This is a genomic window from Streptomyces sp. NPDC051172 (assembly GCF_040682555.1).
Classification (GTDB): Bacteria; Actinomycetota; Actinomycetes; order Streptomycetales; family Streptomycetaceae; genus Streptomyces.
Genome location: NZ_JBFBBE010000006.1, coordinates 76,098 through 97,044 on the forward strand (window position 1 = coordinate 76,098; position 20,947 = coordinate 97,044).

The 20,947-nt window shown below is 70.5% G+C and carries 16 protein-coding genes and 2 tRNA genes; 9 read left to right on the forward strand and 9 right to left on the reverse strand.

What is annotated here, in order from left to right:
• Nucleotides 1-110 precede the first annotated feature (110 nt).
• Complete coding sequence (locus tag AB0N07_RS05185; RefSeq protein WP_365832217.1) at nt 111-734, reverse strand: class F sortase; 624 nt, start codon at nt 732-734, stop codon at nt 111-113.
• Between the two features lie 117 nt (nt 735-851).
• Nucleotides 852-1,385, reverse strand: coding sequence for a hypothetical protein (locus AB0N07_RS05190; RefSeq protein ID WP_365832219.1), 534 nt, complete (start codon nt 1,383-1,385; stop codon nt 852-854).
• A gap of 303 nt (nt 1,386-1,688) precedes the next feature.
• Between AB0N07_RS05190 and AB0N07_RS05195 the strand changes: the two genes are divergently transcribed.
• On the forward strand, nt 1,689-2,324 hold the full coding sequence (locus AB0N07_RS05195; RefSeq protein WP_365832221.1) for an NAD(P)H-dependent oxidoreductase: 636 nt from the start codon (nt 1,689-1,691) through the stop codon (nt 2,322-2,324).
• A gap of 104 nt (nt 2,325-2,428) precedes the next feature.
• Here AB0N07_RS05195 and AB0N07_RS05200 read toward each other — a convergent pair whose 3' ends face one another.
• Nucleotides 2,429-4,081, reverse strand: coding sequence for a M4 family metallopeptidase (locus tag AB0N07_RS05200; RefSeq protein ID WP_365832223.1), 1,653 nt, complete (start codon nt 4,079-4,081; stop codon nt 2,429-2,431).
• A 162-nt stretch (nt 4,082-4,243) separates the two neighbouring features.
• On the opposite strand from AB0N07_RS05200, the gene AB0N07_RS05205 reads away from it, so the two are divergent.
• Nucleotides 4,244-4,654, forward strand: a complete 411-nt coding sequence (locus AB0N07_RS05205; protein ID WP_365832225.1) for a gamma-glutamylcyclotransferase family protein — start codon at nt 4,244-4,246, stop codon at nt 4,652-4,654.
• A 15-nt stretch (nt 4,655-4,669) separates the two neighbouring features.
• On the opposite strand, the gene AB0N07_RS05210 is transcribed toward AB0N07_RS05205, so the two are convergent.
• Nucleotides 4,670-6,796: a molybdopterin oxidoreductase family protein gene (locus AB0N07_RS05210; RefSeq protein ID WP_365832227.1), complete on the reverse strand. Its 2,127-nt coding sequence runs from the start codon at nt 6,794-6,796 to the stop codon at nt 4,670-4,672.
• 102 nt (nt 6,797-6,898) lie between these two features.
• Nucleotides 6,899-7,570, reverse strand: coding sequence for an ElyC/SanA/YdcF family protein (locus tag AB0N07_RS05215; RefSeq protein WP_365832229.1), 672 nt, complete (start codon nt 7,568-7,570; stop codon nt 6,899-6,901).
• A gap of 224 nt (nt 7,571-7,794) precedes the next feature.
• Between AB0N07_RS05215 and AB0N07_RS05220 the strand changes: the two genes are divergently transcribed.
• From AB0N07_RS05220 to AB0N07_RS05240, 5 genes are all read left to right on the forward strand, one after another.
• A complete protein-coding gene (locus tag AB0N07_RS05220) occupies nt 7,795-8,667 on the forward strand; it encodes a sirohydrochlorin chelatase (protein ID WP_365832231.1) in 873 nt (290 codons plus the stop codon).
• A 158-nt stretch (nt 8,668-8,825) separates the two neighbouring features.
• A complete protein-coding gene (locus tag AB0N07_RS05225) occupies nt 8,826-10,079 on the forward strand; it encodes a deoxyguanosinetriphosphate triphosphohydrolase (RefSeq protein ID WP_365832233.1) in 1,254 nt (417 codons plus the stop codon).
• Between the two features lie 178 nt (nt 10,080-10,257).
• Nucleotides 10,258-11,523: an FAD-dependent oxidoreductase gene (locus AB0N07_RS05230; RefSeq protein WP_365832235.1), complete on the forward strand. Its 1,266-nt coding sequence runs from the start codon at nt 10,258-10,260 to the stop codon at nt 11,521-11,523.
• A 38-nt stretch (nt 11,524-11,561) separates the two neighbouring features.
• Nucleotides 11,562-13,463, forward strand: coding sequence for a DNA primase (gene dnaG, locus AB0N07_RS05235; protein WP_365832237.1), 1,902 nt, complete (start codon nt 11,562-11,564; stop codon nt 13,461-13,463).
• Nucleotides 13,464-13,566: 103 nt separating this feature from the next.
• Nucleotides 13,567-14,868: an RNA polymerase sigma factor gene (locus AB0N07_RS05240; RefSeq protein ID WP_365832239.1), complete on the forward strand. Its 1,302-nt coding sequence runs from the start codon at nt 13,567-13,569 to the stop codon at nt 14,866-14,868.
• Between the two features lie 131 nt (nt 14,869-14,999).
• Here the strand turns inward: AB0N07_RS05240 and AB0N07_RS05245 are convergent, their stop codons facing one another.
• The 4 genes from AB0N07_RS05245 to AB0N07_RS05260 all read right to left on the reverse strand — a co-directional run bounded on the left by AB0N07_RS05245 (nt 15,000) and on the right by AB0N07_RS05260 (nt 20,606).
• Entirely contained in the window at nt 15,000-16,931 is a 1,932-nt protein-coding gene (locus AB0N07_RS05245) for an ABC transporter ATP-binding protein (protein WP_365832241.1), read from the reverse strand.
• Complete coding sequence (locus AB0N07_RS05250) at nt 16,931-18,664, reverse strand: ABC transporter ATP-binding protein (protein WP_365832243.1); 1,734 nt, start codon at nt 18,662-18,664, stop codon at nt 16,931-16,933. Before AB0N07_RS05250 ends, AB0N07_RS05245 begins: the two co-directional genes overlap by 1 nt.
• Nucleotides 18,665-18,779: 115 nt before the next feature.
• Nucleotides 18,780-20,222 carry an FGGY family carbohydrate kinase gene (locus AB0N07_RS05255; protein WP_365832245.1) on the reverse strand — a complete coding sequence of 481 codons (1,443 nt, stop codon included), beginning with the start codon at nt 20,220-20,222 and terminating at the stop codon, nt 18,780-18,782.
• 78 nt (nt 20,223-20,300) lie between these two features.
• Complete coding sequence (locus AB0N07_RS05260; protein ID WP_365832247.1) at nt 20,301-20,606, reverse strand: YtxH domain-containing protein; 306 nt, start codon at nt 20,604-20,606, stop codon at nt 20,301-20,303.
• Nucleotides 20,607-20,740: 134 nt separating this feature from the next.
• Between AB0N07_RS05260 and AB0N07_RS05265 the strand changes: the two genes are divergently transcribed.
• Nucleotides 20,741-20,813: transfer RNA gene (locus AB0N07_RS05265), tRNA-Asn, on the forward strand.
• A 5-nt stretch (nt 20,814-20,818) separates the two neighbouring features.
• A tRNA-Asn gene (locus AB0N07_RS05270) sits at nt 20,819-20,891 on the forward strand.
• Nucleotides 20,892-20,947: the final 56 nt, after the last annotated feature.

Genomic DNA, 20,947 nt, shown 5'->3' on the forward strand with positions numbered 1-20,947 from the left:
CCGGTCGAGCGCGAGTGGTGCGGCGTTGGGGTGGACACCGCGTATAGGGAGTCGGTGCCGTGCGGGCGGATCATCGCGGCGGGGGTGCTCAGCGTCCGCGATGGCTGTTCTCAGTGGCTCGCGGTGAGGTGCGCGAAGACGACGACGTTGCCCTCGTAGCCGGTCGACCGTGAATAACCCCCGCCGCAGGTGATCACGCGCAGCTCGGGGCGGTCCGAGGCGCCGTACACCTTCTCGTCGGGGAAGTGCTCGGCGTCGTACACCTCGACCGCGTCCACCGAGAAGAGCGCCGTGCTGCCGTCCCGCCGGTCCACCTCGATGCGGCTGCCCTTCTTCAGGGCGCCGAGGTCGTAGAAGACGGCGGGGCCGTCGGCGTTGTCGACATGGCCCGCGACGACGGCGGTGCCCTTCTCCCCGGGGGTGGTGCCGGCCTCGTACCAGCCCGCGAGGTTCCGCTTCGCGGCGGGCGGCACACCGAGGCTGCCCGACGGGGTGAGCGCGAGGCCCATGAGGGGCGCGTCGACGTGGATCGACGGGATGCGGATGCGGTCGGGCGGCGAGGGCGGCAGCGCGGGCGCGCCGCGCGGCTGGCCGCCGTGGCCGGTGCGGGCCGCCTGCGCGGCGGACGGCTGCGGCGGGGCGTGCATCCCGACTCCGCCCCCGAGCAGCCACGCGCCGGAGCACAGGGCGACCACGGTGGCGGTCCCTATCGCGCCGTTGCTGACTCTGCGCACGCGAGCCTCCTACCTGACTCGAGCGGTCGTACCCGGCCCCCTCCGAGCCGCGAGGGGCGTCGGACCCGGAGGGGGAGGGACATGCGGTACCGGCGGACGGACAGCGGAGGGCGTCCGTCAGATCCCGTCGCCTCTCGCCCGGCGATGCAGGAGCCAGGTACCGCCCGCGGCGGCAACGGCGAGAGCCGTCACGCCGGCCGCGGTCTGCACGGGATCGGGGCCCAGGGCGCCGCCGACCCCCGTCTTCACACTTCCGCGGGGCTCCTGCCCGTGGACCGCCGTCAGGGTCACCACCAGGTCGCCCGTGACCTGCCGGTCGCCCTCCGCGCACTGCGCGACGATCTCGTACGTCCCCGGCTGGGCGCTCGGTGGCACCCGGAACTGTCCGACCGCCTCGCCGTCGTGCGCACTCGGCGCCAGGGTGAAGACACCAGCCCCCACCGCTCCGGCGTCGCCGGCCGCCGTGCCCTCCGTGCCGCACTCCGCGGTGTTCACCGTGATCTGGGTGCCAGGCACGGCCTGGGAGGGGAACACCTCCAGACCGCCGCCGCCGCCGCCGTCGTCGTCGGCGGCGTACGCGGGCGCGGCCACGAAGCCCGCGGCTGCGACGGCGAGGGCGGTACCGGTCAGCAGACGGGCGGTACGTCGCATCGATGCTCCTCCGAGCTCTCTTCGGTGTCCCCTGCCCTTCCGAGGTAAGTGCCAGCTGCGCGAGACCGCTTCCTGAAGGTCCGTCAGAAATGCGGTGAATGGGTGTCAGATCCGTGCGCGGCGCGGTTCGCTCGGGCCGACTTTCAGCAGGTCACCGGCGTATGACGGAGGCTCGGCGGAACAGCACCCGATGGGCGCAGGGCGCGCGTGTGAACGGGTGACCCCGGTGATCGCGGCGCGCACGCGGCCTCAAGGAAGGCCGTTCTTGACCTCAAGAAAGGTTGAGGTACGAGGCTGGGGCGCATGCAGACCACAGATGCGACCCTCGAAACCGAAGCCCCTCTCGCCGTCACCCTTGTCGTCGGCAGCAACCTCCCCCACTCTCGGCTTCGCTCGAGCGGGGGGACCCCCATCGGCCGCTTCGGCCCTGTCGTGGCCGACTGGCTCCTGGACCGCATGCGCGACCGCGACGACCTGCTCCCCGAGGTCGTCGACGTGGCCGACGCGGACCTGCCCACGACCTTCGCCCCTACCTCAGAGGCGACCGCGGCCCGCTCCTCTGTCACCCCGAAACTCGCGGCCGCCGACGCCTTCGTCGTGCTCACCCCCGAGTACAACCACTCGTACCCGGCCGGCCTCAAGAACCTCATCGACTGGCACTTCACCGAATGGCAGGCCAAGCCCGTCGCCCTCGTCTCGTACGGCGGTGTCTCGGGCGGCCTGCGCGCGGTCGAACACCTCCGCCAGGTCTTCGCCGAACTCCACGCGGTCACCCTCCGCGACACGGTGTCCTTCCACAACGCGGGGGCGTCCTTCGAGGAGGGACGCCTCAAGGATCCGTCCGGCCCTCAGGCGGCGGCGAAGGTGATGCTGGATCAGTTGGTGTGGTGGGGGAGGGCGTTGCGGGAGGCGCGGGAGAAGCGGCCGTACGGGGCATGAGACGCATACAGCCTGCGGGCGACCGGCCCTGGTGACGAGAACGGCCGGACGGCCGCCCCGGTCGATCACCGAGGCGGCCGTCCGCGCGCTCACTGAACGGTCGATCAGTTGACGTTGACCGCACTCCAGGCCGCCCCCACCGCGTTGTACTCCGCACTCCCGGCGCCGTACAGGTCCTTGGCCGCGCTGAGCGTCGCCGTACGCGCTCCCGCGTAGTTCGTCGAGGACGTCATGTAGACCGTCAGCGCCCGGTACCAGATCTGGCCGAGCTTGTCCCGGCCGATCCCCGTCACCGTTTTGCCGTTGTACGTCGGGGAGTCGTAGCTGACGCCGTTGATGGTCTTCGCGCCGCTGCCCTCCGCCAGGAGGTAGGCGAAGTGGTTGGCGACCCCCGAGGAGTAGTGGACGTCGAGGTTGCCCACCGACGAGCTCCAGTAGTCGGCCGACTTGCCGTCCCTGGAGGGCTTGTCCATGTAGCGCAGGGCGGCCTGGCCGAATCCCGACCGCACGATCTTCTCGCCGATCAGGTAGTCCCCGGGGTCCGACGGGTTGTTGGCGTACCACTCCACCAGCGTGCCGAGGATGTCGGACGTCGCCTCGTTGAGGCCGCCGGACTCGCCCGAGTACGTCAGGGCCGCGGTCTTGGAGGTGACGCCGTGCGTCATCTCGTGGCCGGCCACGTCCAGGCCGACCAGCGGGCCGAGGGTGGTGCCGTCACCGTCGCCGTACGTCATGCAGAAGCAGCTGTCGTCCCAGAAGGCGTTGTTGTACTTGTTGCCGTAGTGGACGCGGTTGTAGGAGCCCTTGCCGTCGTTCGCGATGCCGTTGCGGCCGAAGGAGTTCTTGTAGAAGTCCCAGGTCATGTCGGTGCCGTACTGGGCGTCCACGGCCGCGGAGGCGCGGTCGGCGTCCGTCCCCGTCCCCCAGTGGTTGTCCGTGTCCGTGAACACGGTCGACGGGGCGCGGCTGACGCAGATGCTGGTCAGGAAACACAGGTCCGTCTGGTTCGCCGCGTCACCCGTGTACGTCCCGCCGCGCGTCGCGTCCTTGAGCTGGTACGTCGATCCCGACAGCGTCGTCTCCAGCGGCACCGTCCCGCTGTACAGCGACTTGCCGTCGCCCGTCGCCGTCTCGATGTCGTCCCAGGCGTCGATCTGATGGCCCGTGCGGGCGTCCGTGAGGACGGTGCGGGAGACCGGGTTGCCCAGGGAGTCCTTGGCCGCGACCTTCGTCCGCCACGCCAGCTTCGGCGTTCCGTGCAGGGCGTCGACGACCAGCTCCGGCCTGGCCGTCAGCTTCCTCAGGGTCTGGCCGAGGTTGACCGCGCGCAGGGCGTTCGCCGCGAGGTCGGCGGCCTTCGGGGCCGATATGGAGGGGACGATCGAGGCGAGGGATATCTGGCTCCGCGTCGCCCGGTCGGTGCTGCGGTACGTCCCGTTCGAGGCCAAGTGGACCACGAAGTCGCCGCCGAGTACCGGGAGTTGGCGGTATGTCCGGTCGTAGCGCACATGCTGGGTGCCGTCCTTGTCGACGATCACGTCCCGCACCTTCGTGCCCTCTTCGGAGGTGAGCCCGAGGCTCGCGGCGTGCGCCAGGAGCGCCGATGCAGCGTTCGCGATCGCGCCCGCCCTGGTCGGTTGTTCGTCGGCCACCGCGGCGGGGGAGAGGGCCGCTGCCAGCAGACTGGCGGTGGTGGCGGCCACGCCGAGGGCGGCGAGCCGACGGGAACCTCGGACGTCGATACGTATCCGGCTCATCGATCTCCTCGAGAAGGCGCCAACGGGCGCGTGGGGGCGTGCGGAGGGCGTGGGGGGAGCGCGCAGGTGATGACGACGATTCAAGGGGCCATGACAGGGCGAGGTCCATAGCGCGTACCGGGAGGTATGGGAGGGGGTGTGTGAGGAGAGAGAATCGTTTTTGTGAGACTCCCGTTCTTCGTCTACGGCACCCTCCTCCCCGGCGAGGTCAACCACGACCTGTTTCTGCGCGGTTGCACCGAGGCCGAGGAGCCGGCGCGGCTGAACGGCGCGGTCCTGTACGACGGGCCCGGCTATCCGTACGCCGTCGAGGAGCGCGGCGGAGTGGTGTACGGGGAACTCGTGACCGCAATGCCGGAGATGTGCGAGGAGTTGCTCGTCGTCCTCGACCGGCTGGAGGAGTACGCCCCCGGGGATCCGCGCAACCTCTACGAGCGCGTCGAACGCGAGGTGATCCGCGAGGGCGAGGACACGGCCGTACGCGCCTGGGTGTACGTCGCCGCCCCGGCCGTCGCCGCACGCCTGCGGGCCCGCGGGAAGCTGATCGAGAGCGGCGACTGGCGGGTCAGATGAGTCCGCCTGCCCCGGCTACGACTGAACCGTCTCCAGCCGCACCGCACACGTCTTGAACTCCGGCATGCGCGAGGTGGGGTCGAGGGCCGGGTTGGTGAGCGTGTTGGCGCGGCCCTCGCCCGGCCAGTGGAAGGGCATGAAGACCGTGTCCGGGCGGATCGAGGTGGTGATGCGGGCCGGTGCGACGGCCCGTCCCCGGCGGGAGACCACCGCCAACGGGTCGCCCTCCGCCGCCCCGAGCCGCGCAGCGAGCCGCGGGTGCAGCTCCACGAACGGTCCCGGCGCCGCGGCGTTCAGCTCGTCCACGCGGCGGGTCTGGGCGCCGGACTGGTACTGCGCGACGACCCGGCCGGTCGTCAGCAGCACCGGATACTCGTCGTCCGGTTCCTCGGCGGACGCCCGGTGCGAGACGGGCACGAAGCGGGCCCGGCCGTCCGGGGTGGCGAAACGGTCGAGGAAGAGGCGCGGGGTGCCGGGGTGGGGGTGGGCGTCCGCGGAGACCTTCTGGGCAGCGGAGGTGTCCTCGCCGTCCTCCGGGCCCGCAGGACACGGCCAGAACACCCCGTTCTCCTCGGCCAGCCTGCGGTAGGTGATCCCCGAGTAGTCGGCCGGCCCGCCCGCGCAGGCCCGCCGCAGCTCCTCGAAGACCTCCTCCGGGTCGGTCGGGAAGCCCTTCTCCACACCGAGCCGGCGGGCCAGTTCGTGCATGACCTCCAGATCGCTGCGGACACCGTCGGGAGCAGTGATCGCGCGCCGCCGCAGCAGCACCCTGCCCTCCAGGTTGGTCGTCGTGCCGGTCTCCTCCGCCCACTGCGTCACCGGGAGCACGACGTCGGCCAGCGCCGCCGTCTCCGACAGGACGACATCACAGACGGCCAGGAAGTCCAGCGACTTGATGCGCTCCTCTATGTGCGCGGCACGCGGCGCCGAGACGACCGGGTTGGACCCCATCAGCAGCAGGGACCTGATGTCCGTGCCCAGGGCGTCCAGCAGCTCGTACGCACTGCGCCCCGGCCCGGGAAGCGAGTCCGGGTCCACGCCCCACACCTCGGCCACGTGCCGCCGCGCCGCCGGGTCGTCCAGCTTGCGGTAGCCGGGCAACTGGTCGGCCTTCTGGCCGTGTTCACGTCCGCCCTGTCCGTTGCCCTGCCCGGTCAGACAGCCGTACCCGGACAGCGGGCGGCCCGCGCGGCCGGTCGCCAGGCACAGGTTGATCCACGCGCCGACCGTGTCCGTGCCCTTGGACTGCTGCTCGGGCCCGCGCGCGGTCAGCACCATCGCGTTCTCCGGCTCGCAGAACAGCTGTACGGCTTCCCGGAGTTGGGGGACGGACACCCCCGTGATCCGTTCCACGTACTCCGGCCAGTGCGCCATCGCCGCCGCCCGGGCGTCCTCCCAGCCGGCCGTGCGCTCCTGGACGTACGCCTCGTCGACCCGCCCCTCGGCCACGACCAGATGCAGCAGACCGAGGGCCAGCGCGAGATCCGTACCGGGCCTCGGCGCCAGATGCAGGTCGGCCTGCTCGGCGGTCTTCGTGCGGCGCGGGTCGACGACGATCAGCGTGCCGCCGTTCTCCTTCAGCTCGTTGAAGAACCGCAGAGCGGGCGGCATGGTCTCCGCGAGGTTCGAGCCGACCAGGATCACGCAGCCCGTCTTCGGGATGTCCTCCAGCGGGAAGGGCAGCCCCCGGTCCAGGCCGAACGCCTTGGTGCCGGCCGCCGCGGCCGACGACATGCAGAAGCGCCCGTTGTAGTCGATCTGCGAGGTGGCGAGCACCACCCGGGCGAACTTGCCGAGCGTGTACGCCTTCTCGTTGGTGAGGCCGCCGCCGCCGAAGACGCCGACCGCGTCCGGGCCATGTTCCGTACGCGTCCGGCGCAGTCCCTCGGCGACACGGTCCAGTGCCTCGTCCCAGGTGGCGGGCACCAGCGTGCCCTCGGAGCGCACCAACGGGGAGGTCAGGCGCACGCGGGACGAGAGCACGGCCGGCGCGGTACGGCCCTTGCCGCACAGTGCACCCCGGTTCACCGGGAAGTCCGCGCGCTCGCTCACCTCGACCGTGCCGTCCGGCGCGGGCGTCAGGTTCATCCCGCACTGCAGGGCGCAGTACGGGCAGTGCGTGGGCGTCGCGGAGATCTCCATGCCACTCAGCGTGCTTCGGCTGTGTTACGTGCGGGACGGCTCCTTGTTACACGGGCGGCACGGCGGCCTCCCGCCCGGCCGGGAGCGGCGGTGAGGCGCCCTTCACCGGGCGTCGGCGAGCGCCTTCGCAACCCCGGTCTCCTTCGGCCCGAGGAACTGCGGGTCCGGGTGGAACACGGCGTCCAGAGCCGCCTTGCCGGCCGCGAAGATCTCACGGGTACCGCCGTAGTACCAGGTCACGTCGTGCTTGGCGGCGACCCCGACGCCGTACGAGTCGACACCCGCCGCCTCGCACAGGGCGACCGCCCGCCGGATGTGGAAGCCCTGGCTGATGAGCACGGCCCTGTCGACGCCGAAGATCCTCTTGGCGCGGACGCAGGAGTCCCAGGTGTCGAAGCCCGCGTAGTCGCTGACGATCCGCCGGTCCGGGACACCGTGCTTCTTCAGATACGTGCGCATGGCGTCCGGCTCGTCGTAGTCCTTGCGGCTGTTGTCGCCGGTGACGAGAACGACATCGACGCGGTGCTCGCGGTACAGCTCGGCTGCCGCCTTCAGACGGTTCGCGAGGTACGGGGAGGGCTCGCCGTTCCACAGCCCCGCGCCGAAGACCACGGCGACCTCGGTGCGGGGCGCGTCGGCGGTCGTCCGCAGCCGGTCACCCGTCGTGACGTACAACCAGGTCACCGGCAGCAGCGCCAGCACACACCCGGCCATCACGGCCTGCACCAGCCTCCGCTGCCCGGCACGCGTGCGTGGCAGGCGTGGTCTGCGCATCGGTCCCCCTTCTCCGGCCTGCTTTCCGGCCTGCCTTTCGACAGTCAGAGACGTCCTGTCAGGCCCCGCGGTTCGGCACACGATACGTGACCAGGTTCACTCCGAGGCAGGAAACCGCAGGTCAGGTCCCCTCACACACCCCATGCACCCCACCGTGAACCGCCGGAAAACACCCGTCATTCTCATGCAACGGGGCGGCAACCTCCGGCCGCCACCATCGGTCCATGACGGCGTCGAACCCTCCTCGCGACGAGTCCCGGACCGCCCACCTCGACAGTACGGCGCACCTCATGAACCGGATCAGCAGCCAGCTCGCCAGCCAGCTCAGCCTCGTCTCCCTGAACGGCAGGCGACGCCCGGCCCCGCCCGCGCTGGTCGTCGTCGCGCACGGCAGCCGCGACCCGCGCGCCCTGAGCACCGTCCGTACGCTCCTGGACCGCATCCGCGAGCAGCGCCCCGGCCTCCCGGTCCACCTCGGCCACATCGAGCTGAACGACCCGCTGCTCCCCGACACCCTCGCGACTCTCGGCACCCGCGAGGCCGTCCTCGTCCCCCTCCTCCTCAGCCGCGGCTACCACATCAAGCGGGACATCCCCGAGATGGCCGCCGAATCGCAGGTACGCACGCGCGTGGCCGGCGCCCTCGGCCCGCACCCCCTCCTGGTGGAGACCCTGCACGACCGCCTGGTCGAGGCCGGCTGGCGCACCCGCATGGACGAGGCCGCCCGCCGCACCAGCGCGGTCGTCCTCGCGGCGGCAGGCTCCCGCGACCCGGAGTCCAAGATCGACACCAACCGCACGGCCCAGCTGCTCTCGGAACGCCTGGGAGTCCCGGTCGTCCCGGCCTACGCCACCACGGCCGCCCCGACGGTCCCGGACGCCGTCCGCGCCCTGACCGCGAGCGGCCGACACCGGGTGGCGGTGGCTTCGTACTTCACAGCTCCCGGCCGCTTCGCCACGGAGTCCGCGGAAGCAGCCCCCTGGATCGCCTCGGCCCCGCTGGGCACACACCCGGCGATGGCGAAGCTCGTACTCCACCGCTACGACCAGGCACTCGCGACACCGATCAGTACGGCAACGGAACTGGCGTCGGCTTGAACCGCCGGGTGACGGCAGTCTTTTAGGGGCGCGGGGCTGTATCGATTTGCGGCTCCGCCGCGTGGGCGCGACCAGCCACAAACGATCCGCAGCCGCCCGTCAACAGATCTCGGCAGACGAATACGCGGATTGTCAGTCCTTGCCCTTACTGTCGAGACATGCCGTACGACCTGTCGTCAACCGAACGTTGGGCCCCAGAACCTGACAAACGTCCCGGCCGCACCGCGTTCCAACGCGACCGCGCCCGCATCCTGCACAGCTCAGCGCTCCGCCGCCTGGCAGGCAAAACCCAGGTCGTCACCCCAGGAACCCGCAGCCAGGCATGGGACGCCAGCCCCAGAACCCGCCTCACCCACTCCCTGGAGTGCGCCCAGGTAGGGCGCGAGCTGGGCGCAGCCCTCGGCTGCGACCCAGACCTGGTGGAAGCCGCCTGCCTCTCCCACGACCTCGGCCACCCCCCCTTCGGCCACAACGGCGAACAGGCGCTCAACGAATTCGCCGAGGACTGCGGCGGCTTCGAAGGCAACGCGCAATCCCTCAGACTCCTCACCCGCATCGAACCCAAGCGGTTCACCCCTGAAGGCTCCGTCGGCCTCAACCTCACCCGCGCCGCCCTGGACGCCGCCACGAAATACCCCTGGCCCCGAGGCGCCCACCCCACCGACCCGGCATCCCGCAAGTTCGGCGTCTACGAGGACGACCGGCCCGTCTTCGACTGGGTCCGCAAGGACGCCCCGGGCGTCCGCACCACCTTCGAGGCCCAGGTCATGGACTGGTCCGACGACGTGGCGTACTCGGTGCACGACGTGGAGGACGGCCTGCACGCCGGTCACATCGACCCCAACTGCCTGCACGCGGAGCCCGAACGCCAGGCGGTCTTCGCGGTCGCCGTCGGACGCTACGTCCCCGCCGGCACCGACCCGGCCGAACTCGCCGCCGCCCTGGACCGCCTCCAGGACCAGGAGTGGTGGCCGCACGGCTATGACGGCTCCGCGGTCGCCCAGGCCCGCCTCAAGGACGCCACCAGCCAGCTCATCGGCCGTTTCTGCCTCGCCGCCGAGACCGCCACGCGCGCGGCGTACGGCACCGGCCGCCTCACCCGCTACGGCGCCGAACTCGTCGTACCGCACGAGACGCGGCTGGAATGCGCGGTCCTCAAGGCCGTGGCCGACCGGTACGTCATGCAGCGCGCCGAACAGGAGCTGTTGCGGGCCGATCAGCGGATCGTGGTCGCCGAGCTGGCCGAGGCGCTCACCGCCCGCGCCCCGGACGGCCTGGACCCCCAGTTCCGCGCCCTGTTCGACCGGGCGGCCGACGACCGCGCCCGCAAGCGGGTGATCGTCGACCAGATCGCCTCCCTCACCGACGCTTCGGCCCGTTCGCTTCACGCGCGTCTGACCGGGCATCTGTGAGACTGACGGGACACGGGGGACTCCGAACGAGCCCGAATGTGACCCTCCGTGGCCTGATCGGGCCACTCCCTCTTCCCCCCTCACGCTCCGTGCGGGACGCTCGCATGTGGCGGCACCCGCTGTGTGCTGTGTTTCTCTGGGGTGATACCCCCCAGACCCCCCCGGTAGGAGGCATCAAGTGGTCGACGCGGATCAGACATTCGTCATCGTCGGAGGCGGTCTCGCCGGCGCGAAAGCGGCCGAGACGCTCCGAGCGGAGGGCTTCACCGGGCGCGTGATACTGATCTGCGACGAACGCGACCACCCGTACGAGCGCCCTCCCCTCTCCAAGGGCTATCTGCTCGGCAAGGAGGAGCGCGACAGCGTCTTCGTCCACGAGCCGGCCTGGTATGCGCAGAACGACATCGAGCTGCACCTCGGCGAGACCGTCGACGCCATCGACCGCGAGGCGAAGACCGTCCGCTTCGGCGAGGACGGCACCCTCGTCCGTTACGACAAGCTCCTGCTGGCGACGGGTGCGGAGCCGCGCCGCCTCGACATCCCCGGGACCGACCTGGCCGGCGTCCACCACCTGCGCCGTCTCGCGCACGCCGAGCGGCTCAAGCACGTGCTGACCGCCCTCGGCCGGGACAACGGGCACATCGTGATCGCCGGCGCCGGCTGGATCGGTCTGGAGGTCGCGGCGGCGGCCCGCGAGTACGGCGCCGAGGTCACCGTCGTCGAAGCCGCGCAGACCCCGCTGTATGCGGTCCTCGGCCCCGAGCTCGGCAACCTCTTCGCCGAGCTGCACCGCGAGCACGGCGTCCGCTTCCACTTCGGCGCGCAGCTGACGGAGATCGTCGGCCAGGACGGCATGGTCCTCGCGGCCCGCACCGACGACGGCGAGGAGCATCCCGCGCACGACGTCCTCGCGGCGATCGGCGCGGCCCCCCGCATCGGCCTCGCGGAAGCCGCCGGACTGGAGATCGCCGACCGTGCACACGGCGGCGGCGTGGTGGTCGACGACCGTCTGCGCACCTCCGACCCCGACATCTACGCGGCCGGTGACGTGGCGTCCTTCCCGCACACCCTCTTCGGCACCCACCTCCGCGTGGAGCACTGGGCCAACGCGCTCAACGGCGGCCCGGCGGCGGCCCGCGCCATGCTCGGCCGGGACGTCACCTACGACCGTGTGCCCTATTTCTTCTCCGACCAGTACGACTTGGGGATGGAGTACAGCGGGTGGGCGCCCGCGGGGTCGTACGACGAAGTGGTGATCCGAGGGGACGCGGGCAAGCGTCAGTTCATCTCCTTCTGGATCAAGGACGGCAGGGTGCTGGCCGGGATGAACGTGAACGTGTGGGACGTCACAGACCCCATCCAGAAACTGATCCGTTCGAAGACACAGGTGAACACGGAGGCCCTGGCGGACCCGCACGTTCCGCTCGACAGCCTCGTCTCCTGAGAACCGAGGCTGTCGGTCCGTCCCCGTAGAATCACCACGTGGCAGGACGGATCAACGACGAGGACGTGAAGGCGGTACGGGACGCGGTCCCGATCGACGCCGTGGTGTCCGAGTACCTCCAGCTGCGCAACGCGGGCGGTGGCAACCTCAAGGGCCTGTGTCCGTTCCACGACGAGAAGTCGCCGTCCTTCCAGGTCAGCCCGAGCAAGGGGCTCTTCCACTGCTTCGGCTGCCAGGAGGGCGGCGACACCATCACGTTCGTGATGAAGGTCGACCACCTCTCTTTCTCCGAGGCGGTCGAGCGCCTGGCCGGCCAGGCCGGCATCACCCTGCGCTACGAGGAGGGCGGGTACAACCCGTCCCACCAGCGCGGCGAGCGCATCCGTCTGGTCGAGGCCCACAAGATCGCCGCACAGTGGTACGTCGAACAGCTCGCGACCAGCCCGGAGGCCGACACCGGCCGCAAGTTCCTCGCCGAGCGCGGCTTCGACCAGTCCGCCGCCGAGCACTTCTCCGTCGGCTACAGCCCCCAGGGCTGGGACCACCTCACCCGCTATCTGCGCGGCAAGGGCTTCACCGACAAGGAGCTCCTGCTCTCCGGCCTCTCCCAGGAGGGCCGCCGCGGCCCCATCGACCGCTTCCGCGGCCGCCTGATGTGGCCGATCCGCGACATCGGCGGAGACGTCGTCGGCTTCGGCGCCCGCAAGCTCTACGAGGCGGACAACGGCCCCAAGTACCTCAACACCCCCGACACGGCGATCTACAAGAAGTCCCAGGTCCTGTACGGCATCGACCTGGCCAAGAAGGACATCGCCAAGGCCAGCCGCGCGGTGGTGGTCGAGGGCTACACCGACGTGATGGCCTGCCACCTGGCCGGCGTCACCACCGCGATCGCGACCTGCGGCACGGCCTTCGGCGGCGACCACATCAAGATCCTGCGCCGCCTGCTGATGGACAACGGCAGCGCACGTGTCATCTTCACCTTCGACGGCGACGCGGCCGGCCAGAAGGCGGCCCTGCGCGCCTTCGAGGACGACCAGAAGTTCGCCGCCGAGACCTACATCGCCGTCGCCCCGGACGGCATGGACCCCTGCGAACTGCGCCTGGCGAAGGGCGACGAGGCGGTCGCCGACCTCGTCGAACCCCGCACGCCGCTCTTCGAGTTCGCCCTGCGCCAGATCGTCGTCCGCTACGACCTCGACACCCCCGCCGGCCGGGCCGCCGCCCTGGACGAGGCGGCCCCCATCGTCGCCCGCATCAAGAACAGCGGCGCCCAGCACGAGGTCGCCGTCCAGCTCGCCGGCATGCTCGGCATCCTCGACACCCAGTTCGTGGTCAAGCGGGTGGCCCAGCTGGCCCGTTGGGCCCGTGACCGCGGCGGCAAGGGCCCGGCCCCGGCGCGCGGCCCACAGTCGTACGAGGCCGCGCCCCGCTCCTCGGGCCCGTCCGGCCCGGCACTCAACCTCCGCAACCCGGTCTACGCCACGGAACGCGAACTCCTCAAACTGACCCTCCAGCGCCCCGAATTGGTCTCCCCGGCCTTCGACGCCTACGGCATCGACGAGTTCACCGCCGCGCCCTACGCCGCCGTACGCCAGGCGATCATGGAGGCGGGCGGCGCGGAGTACGGCGTCCAGGACGCACAGGACTACCTCGTCCGCGTCCGCGAAGCCGCACCCGACGACACGGTCCGCGCCATGGTCACGGAGCTGGCCGTGGAGGCGATCATGCGCCGCACGGTCGACGAGAACTATGCGGGCGAACAGCTCGTGACCGTCCGCCGCCGGGCCGTGGAGCGCCGCATCCGCGACATCCAGAGCACCCTCACCCGCCTCGGCACCCACGGGGACCCGGCGCAACTGGCCGCCGTACAGAACGAGTTGTGGGTGCTCCAGCAGTACGACCAGGCGCTGCGCGAGCACGGAGCCGCGGCCCTCTGACCTCTTCGCGTACGCCGCGGTAACCGCCCGGTCACGGCCCGATTGCAAAAAGTCACCGCACGCCCCTCGTGGCGGCGATGTGTCGTACTCCACACTGGGTCCGGTGCCTGAGTCCTCGGAGCGCGGCGGACCCGTCCCCCACGGGTCGCACAACCCCGCGGTTCCGCTCATCGCGTACGGGACGGACAGCGGCGAGGCCGTCGACTCCGCTCCCGAAGCAGCGCTGCCGCACACCTCAGCAGCGATCATCCTGGAGGTCGCCCCCGTGCAGACCCAGACCCTCACCCAGACCGACACAAGTACGGACGGCACGGAGCCGGACGCCGCGACCGACGTTCTCGTCGCCGTCCCCCCGCAGACCCGTGTCGCGCACCACCCCGAGGCGGAGCCCGAGAGCCCGCCCGAGCCGGCCGAACCGCTCGCAGCGGCGCTGGAGGCCGCGGAGGACCCCGAGCCGGTGGCGCCGCCGCGTGCCCGCTCCGCCGACACCGGCGGCCCGTCCTCGGACCTGTTCCGCCAGTATCTGCGTGAGATCGGCCGTATCCCCCTGCTGACCGCGGCCGAGGAGGTCGAGCTCGCCCGCCGTGTCGAGGCCGGCCTGTTCGCCGAGGAGAGGCTCAGCACCGCACCCGACCTGGACAGCCAGCTCGCCCTGGATCTGGACCGCCTGGTCGTCATGGGCCGGATGGCCAAGCGCCGCCTCATCGAGGCGAATCTGCGGCTCGTCGTGTCCGTGGCCAAGCGGTACGTCGGCCGCGGGCTGACCATGCTCGACCTGGTCCAGGAGGGAAACCTGGGCCTGATCAGGGCCGTTGAGAAGTTCGACTACGCCCGCGGGTACAAGTTCTCGACGTACGCGACCTGGTGGATCCGCCAGGCCATGTCCCGGGCTCTCGCCGACCAGGCCCGCACCATACGGGTCCCGGTCCACGTGGTCGAGCTGATCAACCGGGTCGTCCGCGTTCAGCGCCGCATGCTGCAGGAACGCGGCTACGAGCCGACGCCGGAAGAGGTCGCCGACCAGCTCGACCTGCCCCCCGAGCGGGTCAGCGAGGTCCTCCGCCTCGCCCAGGAGCCGGTCTCCCTGCACGCCCCGGTGGGCGAGGAGGACGACGTGGCCCTCGGCGACCTCATCGAGGACGGCGACGCCACCTCGCCGGTGGAGTCGGCGGCGTTCCTGCTCCTGCGCGAGCATCTGGAGGCGGTGCTGTCCACGCTCGGCGAGCGCGAACGAAAGGTCGTCCAGCTGCGCTACGGCCTCGCGGACGGCCGCCCCCGCACGTTGGAGGAAATCGGCCGCATCTTCGGTGTCACGAGGGAACGGATAAGGCAGATCGAGTCGAAGACCCTGAACAAGCTGCGGGATCACGCATTCGCGGACCAGCTGAGGGGCTATCTGGACTGACGCCGTCCGCGGGCCGGTGGGGGCTGGTCGCGCAGTTCCCCGCGCCCCTTCGGGCGCGCAGCTGAGCGCAGGGTGCCGCTGGGGCGGCACCCGTCCCAAAGAGAGCGGCACCCCGACGTCGGGCGACCCGCTCAGTCCACCTCGGCCACCGCCTGCGCGAACTGCGCCTTGTACAACCGGGCATAGGCACCGTCCGCGGCAAGCAGCTCCGCATGCGCGCCCTGCTCCACGATCGCCCCGTTCTCCATCACCAGGATCGTGTCCGCGTCCCGGATCGTCGACAGCCGGTGCGCGATCACGAACGACGTACGCCCGTGCGCCAGCTTTGCCATCGCCTTCTGGATCAGCACCTCGGTCCGGGTGTCGACCGACGAGGTCGCCTCGTCCAGCACCAGGATCGTCGGGTCCGACAGGAACGCCCGCGCGATGGTGATGAGCTGCTTCTCACCGGCGCTGACCCCCGTGCCCTCGTCGTCGATCACGGTGTCGTAGCCGTCGGGAAGCGTCCGGATGAACCGGTCCGCGTGGGCCGCCCGCGCCGCCTCCTCGATCTCGCCGCGCGTGACGTCCCGCGAGGCGCCGTACGCGATGTTCTCCGCGATCGTGCCGCCGAACAGCCAGGTGTCCTGCAGCACCATGCCGATCCCGGCCCGCAGTTCGTCCCGGGACATCGTCGCGATGTCGACGCCGTCGAGGGTGATCCGCCCGCCGGAGACCTCGTAGAACCGCATGAGCAGGTTGACCAGGGTGGTCTTGCCCGCTCCCGTCGGGCCTACGATCGCGACCGTGTGCCCGGGCTCCGCCTTCAGCGACAGGTCCTCGATCAGCGGCTTCTCGGGGTCGTAGCGGAAGGAGATGTTCTCCAGCTCCACCCGCCCGCGCAGCTCCTCGGGCCGCTCCCCGCGCGCCGGATCCGCCTCCTGCTCCTCCGCGTCCAGGAGTTCGAAGATCCGCTCGGCCGAGGCGACACCCGACTGCACCAGGTTCGCCATCGACGCGACCTGCGTCAGCGGCATCGAGAACTGCCGCGAGTACTGGATGAAGGCCTGGACGTCACCGATCGACAGCGCGCCCGAGGCGACCCGCAGCCCGCCGACGACCGCCACCAGCACATAGTTGAGGTTCGACACGAACATCATCAGCGGCTGCATGACCCCGCTGTTGAACTGCGCCTTGAACCCGGCCTCGTACAGCGCGTCGTTCTGCTCGGCGAACTGCTTCGCCGACTCCTCCTGCCGCCCGAACACCTTCACCAGCGTGTGGCCGGTGTACATCTCCTCGATGTGGGCGTTGAGCTTGCCGGTGGAGCGCCACTGCTGCACGAAGTGCGGCTGCGACCGCTTGCCGACCCGCGTGGCGACCACGAACGACAGCGGCACGGTGACCAGCGCCACCAGCGCGAGCAGCCACGACACCCAGAACATCATCGCCAGCACACCGATGATCGTCAGCAGCGAGTTGATGAGCTGGCCCATCGACTGCTGCAGCGTCTGCCCGATGTTGTCGATGTCGTTGGTCGCCCGGGACAGCACCTCGCCGCGCTGCCGCTTGTCGAAGTACGACAGCGGCAGCCGCGACAGCTTCGCCTGCACGTCCTCGCGCAGCCGGTACATGGTCCGGTTCACGGCCCGGTTCACCAGCCGTGTCGCCACCGCCATCAGCAGACCGGCGACGAAGAACGTGCCCAGCGCGATCAGCAGTACGTCGCCCACCGCGCCGAAGTCGATGCCCTTGCCCGGGGTGAAGTCGGTGCTGCGGAGCATGTCGGCGATCTGGCCCTGCCCCCGCTGCCGCATGGACGCGAGGACCTCGTCCTTCGTGGCCCCGGACGGCATCTGCCGCCCGATGATGCCGGCGAAGACCAGGTCGGTGGCCTTGCCCAGGATCTTCGGCCCGACCACGTTCAGACCCACGCTCACGACCACACAGAGCAGCAGTACGTAGATGGTCAGCCGCTCCGGCTTGAACTGGGAGATCAGGCGTTTGCCCGACACCTTGAAGTCCATAGAACGGCTGTCGGGGCCCCCGCCCTGACCCATCATCCGTGCCATCGGCCCGGCCATCAGGCAGCCTCCGCTTCCGTCAGCTGGGAGAGCACGATCTCCCGATAGGTCTCGTTGCCCGCCATCAGCTCGTGATGCCGGCCGGTCCCGACGACACGTCCTTCGTCGAGTACGACGATCCGGTCCGCGTCCCGGATGGTCGCCACCCGTTGGGCGACGATCACGACGGTCGCCTCCGCGGTCTCCTGCGCGAGCGCCGCCCGCAGCGCCGCGTCGGTCGCGTAGTCGAGAGCGGAGAAGGAGTCGTCGAAGAGGTAGATCTCCGGGCGCTGCACCAGCGTCCGGGCGATGGAGAGCCGTTGCCGCTGACCGCCGGAGACGTTCGTGCCGCCCTGTGCGATGGGGGAGTCGAGGCCGTTCTCCAGCCGCTCGACGAAGTCCTTGGCCTGCGCCACCTCCAGCGCGTGCCACAGCTCCTCGTCGGTGGCGTCCGGATTGCCGTAGCGCAGATTGGTCGCGACCGTCCCGGCGAACAGGTACGGCTTCTGCGGCACCAGGCTGACCGTCCTGGCGAGCAGCTTCGGGTCGAGCGTCGCCACGTTCGTGCCGTCGACGAGCACCTCGCCGTCGGTCGCGTCGAACAGCCGCGGGACCAGCCCGAGCAGCGTGGACTTGCCGCTGCCGGTCGAACCGATGACGGCGGTCACCTCGCCGGGCCGCGCCACCATGTCGATGCCCTTGAGCACGGGCTCCTCGGCGCCCGGATAGCGGAACCCGGCGCCCCGGATCTCCAGGTGCCCGTGCCGGCGCAGCTCCGTGACCGGCGCGACGGGCGGCACCACGCTCGACGAGGTCCCGAGGACCTCCTCGATCCGCTCGGCGCACACCTCCGCGCGCGGCACCATCATGAACATGAAGGTGGCCATCATCACGGACATGACGATCTGCATCAGATAGGCGAGGAACGCGGTCAGATCACCGATCGCCATCCCACCGCTGTCGATGCGGTGCGCGCCGAACCACACCACCGCGATCGAGGACAGGTTCACCACCGTCATCACGATCGGGAACATCAGCGCGAGCATGTTGCCGGTGGCCAGCTGCATCTCGGTGAGGTCGGTGTTCGCCTTACGGAAACGATCCTTCTCGTAATCGTCCCGCACGAACGCCCGGATCACGCGGTTGCCGGTGATCTGCTCCCGCAGCACCCGGTTCACCGTGTCGAGCCGCACCTGCATGGCCCGGAACAGCGGCCGCAGCCGCCGTACGATCAGCGTCACGCAGATGCCCAGCGTGGGCACCACGGCGACCAGCACCCCGGACAGCGGCACGTCCAGGCCGAGCGCCAGCACGATCCCGCCCACGCACATGATGGGCGCCGACGCCATCAGCGTGAACGTCATCAGGGCCAGCATCTGGACCTGCTGTACGTCGTTGGTCGTACGGGTGATCAGGGAGGGCGCCCCGAACTGCCCGACCTCCCGCGCCGAGAAGGACTGCACTCGGTCGAACACCGCCGCCCGGAGGTCCCGGCCGACCGCGGAGGCGGTCTTGGCGCCGTGGTACACGGCGCCGATGTTGCAGACGACCTGCGCCAGCGAGATGCCGATCATCAGGGCGCCGAAGGAGAGGATGTAGCCGGTGTCACCCTTGACGACACCGTTGTCGATGATGTGAGCGTTCAGCGTGGGCAGGTAGAGGGTGGCGCAGGTCTGCAGGAACTGCAGCAGCACCAACAGGGCTATGGGTTTCTTGTAGGGCCTGAGGTAGGTCCGCAGAAGTCGTATGAGCACGCTACGTCTCTCGGAGTCGGAGGCGGGGCGGGCTTGATGCCCCAGGCTCCTATCGTCGGACACTCCACCCGTGTTACCTCAACCGATTAAGCCGACAGCAGTGCTCCGTACCGCCTTATGGGCGGAAAGCGCCGGGGTGTGTCTGTTCCCTGACCGAAACGAACTGCTGCCGTACCGCCTGCCCCACCGCCAGCTCGTCGCCGGGCTCCAGCACCTGTCCGCTCGCGCCCTGCCAGACGGGCGGGTTGCGCGGATCGAGCGTGCCCTGCGAGACCCCGAGCGCCCAGGCGGCCTGCCGGGCCGCACCGATCGCCGCATAGTCCGCGGGCTGCGGCACGACGACCTGCGCCCCGAAGAGCATGGGCGCCGCCGCCTGCACGGCGGGCAGTTCGGCGGCCGCCCCCAGCAGGAAGATCCGCCGCACCTCGACACCCCGGCCGCGCAGCACGTCCAGCGCGTCCGCGAGCCCGCACAGCATGCCCTCGAACGCCGCCCGCGCCAGATGCTCGCCCTTCATCGACTCCCGCCGCAGCCCGGCGATCGACCCCGCCGTGTGCGGCAGATTCGGCGTCCGCTCACCCTCCAGATAGGGCAGGAGCACCAGCCCGTGGGCGCCCGGGGTCGACTTCATCGCCAGCTCGGACAGGCTCTCCAGATCGGGCAGCCCGAGCAGCTCGGCGGTCCCGCGCAGGGTCCGCACGGCGTTCAGAGTGGTGACGACCGGCAGATGCATGCCGGTCGCGTCGGCGAGGGACGTGATCATGCCGGTGCTGTCGACCAGGGCCTCGGGGTGTACGGCCATGACGGAACCGGAGGCGCCGAGCGAGACCACCGCATCACCGAGCCCGATGCCAAGGCCGAAGGCGGCGGACATGGTCTCCCCGGTCCCGGCGGAGATCAGCAGCCCCTCGGGGGTCGTACCGGCGGCGTCCGCAGGGCCGATCACCTCCGGGAGCATCGCCTGGTGGCCGAGCGCCAGCTCGACGAGATCGGAACGGTAGCTGCCGGTCGCCGCCGACCAGTAGCCGGTCCCGGAGGCGCCGCCCCGGTCGGTGGTCCTCCTGACCGGTCTGCCCAGCAGCTGCCACACCAGCCAGTCGTGGGCCTGCATCAACATCGCGGTGCGCAGGGCTGCATCGGGTTCGTTCTTGGCGAGCCAGCGCAGCTTGGTCACCGGCTGTGCGGCCTGCGGCACACAGCCCACCGCCTGCGCCCAGGCCTCCCGGCCGCCGAGCGCGTCGATGAGATCGGCCGCCGCGACCTGCGCACGCTTGTCGCCGCCGACCAGTGCCGGGCGCACCGTGCCGCCCTGCGCATCCAGCGGCACGAGCGCGTTCTGCTGCGCCGACACGCCGATGGCCTGCACGCCTTCGAGAAGCCCGCCGCCGGCCGCTTCACCGAGGGACAGCAGCCAGGCCTGCGGGTCGACGTCGGCGGGGCGGTCGCCGTCCACCGGATGCGGGGCATAGCCCTGCCTGAGCACGGTGCCCGTGTCCGTGTCGCAGACGACGATGCGAGTGAAATCGGGTGCACTGTCCAACCCGGCGACTATCCCCATGGCGAAAATTCTATGGGTCCTGCGCCACAGGGGTGTGTGCGCTTCGCCCGGGGCGGGCGCGTCGTGGCAGGTGAGCTTCTACGTGTTGCCGGTGCCCCAGTCGTCCTCTGCTGCGCCGTTGGTGTTGCGCTCCCGCAGTGAGCGGACGCGCTGGGCCACCGAGTCGGGGACGCGGTCGCCGACCTTGTCGCTCACCGCGTGGTACGCCTTGCCGGCGAACTCGCGGCCCTGCTGCGCGGCCGACTCCGCGGTGTTGCGGACGGCCGGGTTCTGCGCGACCTGACGTGCTGACTTCTTCAGCTGCTCGTAGCGCTCGCGACCGGCACGTGTGCCGAGGACGTAACCCAGAGCCAGTCCGACGACGAACGTGAGCTTGTAGCGCATGGCGGAGCCACCCTTCCGTCCCTGGGGAGTACCGATTGGCGGAGCACCCCCCTGCTTGCGCTAATGTATGTGTCGCAGCGAGCGCCCGCCCCCTGGCGAATACCCAGGCAGGTACGTTCGATGCAACGAGGCATTCCTCCGTAGCTCAATTGGCAGAGCAGCCGGCTGTTAACCGGCAGGTTACTGGTTCGAGTCCAGTCGGGGGAGCTCGGTCCTCCGTAGCTCAATTGGCAGAGCAGCCGGCTGTTAACCGGCAGGTTACTGGTTCGAGTCCAGTCGGGGGAGCACAGAAGAGGACCCCCTTGGGGTCCTTTTTCATGTGGGCGGGAACCGCGCAGGCG

Bases quoted from the DNA above. Each gene is read 5' to 3' on its own strand.
- AB0N07_RS05255 (WP_365832245.1), bottom strand. From the start codon at position 20,222: ATGGGGATAGTCGCCGGGTTGGACAGTGCACCCGATTTCACTCGCATC.
- AB0N07_RS05200 (WP_365832223.1), bottom strand. From the start codon at position 4,081: ATGAGCCGGATACGTATCGACGTCCGAGGTTCCCGTCGGCTCGCCGCC.
- AB0N07_RS05215 (WP_365832229.1), bottom strand. From the start codon at position 7,570: ATGCGCAGACCACGCCTGCCACGCACGCGTGCCGGGCAGCGGAGGCTG.
- AB0N07_RS05245 (WP_365832241.1), bottom strand. From the start codon at position 16,931: ATGGCCGGGCCGATGGCACGGATGATGGGTCAGGGCGGGGGCCCCGAC.
- AB0N07_RS05190 (WP_365832219.1), bottom strand. From the start codon at position 1,385: ATGCGACGTACCGCCCGTCTGCTGACCGGTACCGCCCTCGCCGTCGCA.
- AB0N07_RS05195 (WP_365832221.1), top strand. From the start codon at position 1,689: ATGCAGACCACAGATGCGACCCTCGAAACCGAAGCCCCTCTCGCCGTC.
- AB0N07_RS05225 (WP_365832233.1), top strand. From the start codon at position 8,826: ATGCCGTACGACCTGTCGTCAACCGAACGTTGGGCCCCAGAACCTGAC.
- AB0N07_RS05210 (WP_365832227.1), bottom strand. From the start codon at position 6,796: ATGGAGATCTCCGCGACGCCCACGCACTGCCCGTACTGCGCCCTGCAG.
- AB0N07_RS05220 (WP_365832231.1), top strand. From the start codon at position 7,795: ATGACGGCGTCGAACCCTCCTCGCGACGAGTCCCGGACCGCCCACCTC.
- AB0N07_RS05260 (WP_365832247.1), bottom strand. From the start codon at position 20,606: ATGCGCTACAAGCTCACGTTCGTCGTCGGACTGGCTCTGGGTTACGTC.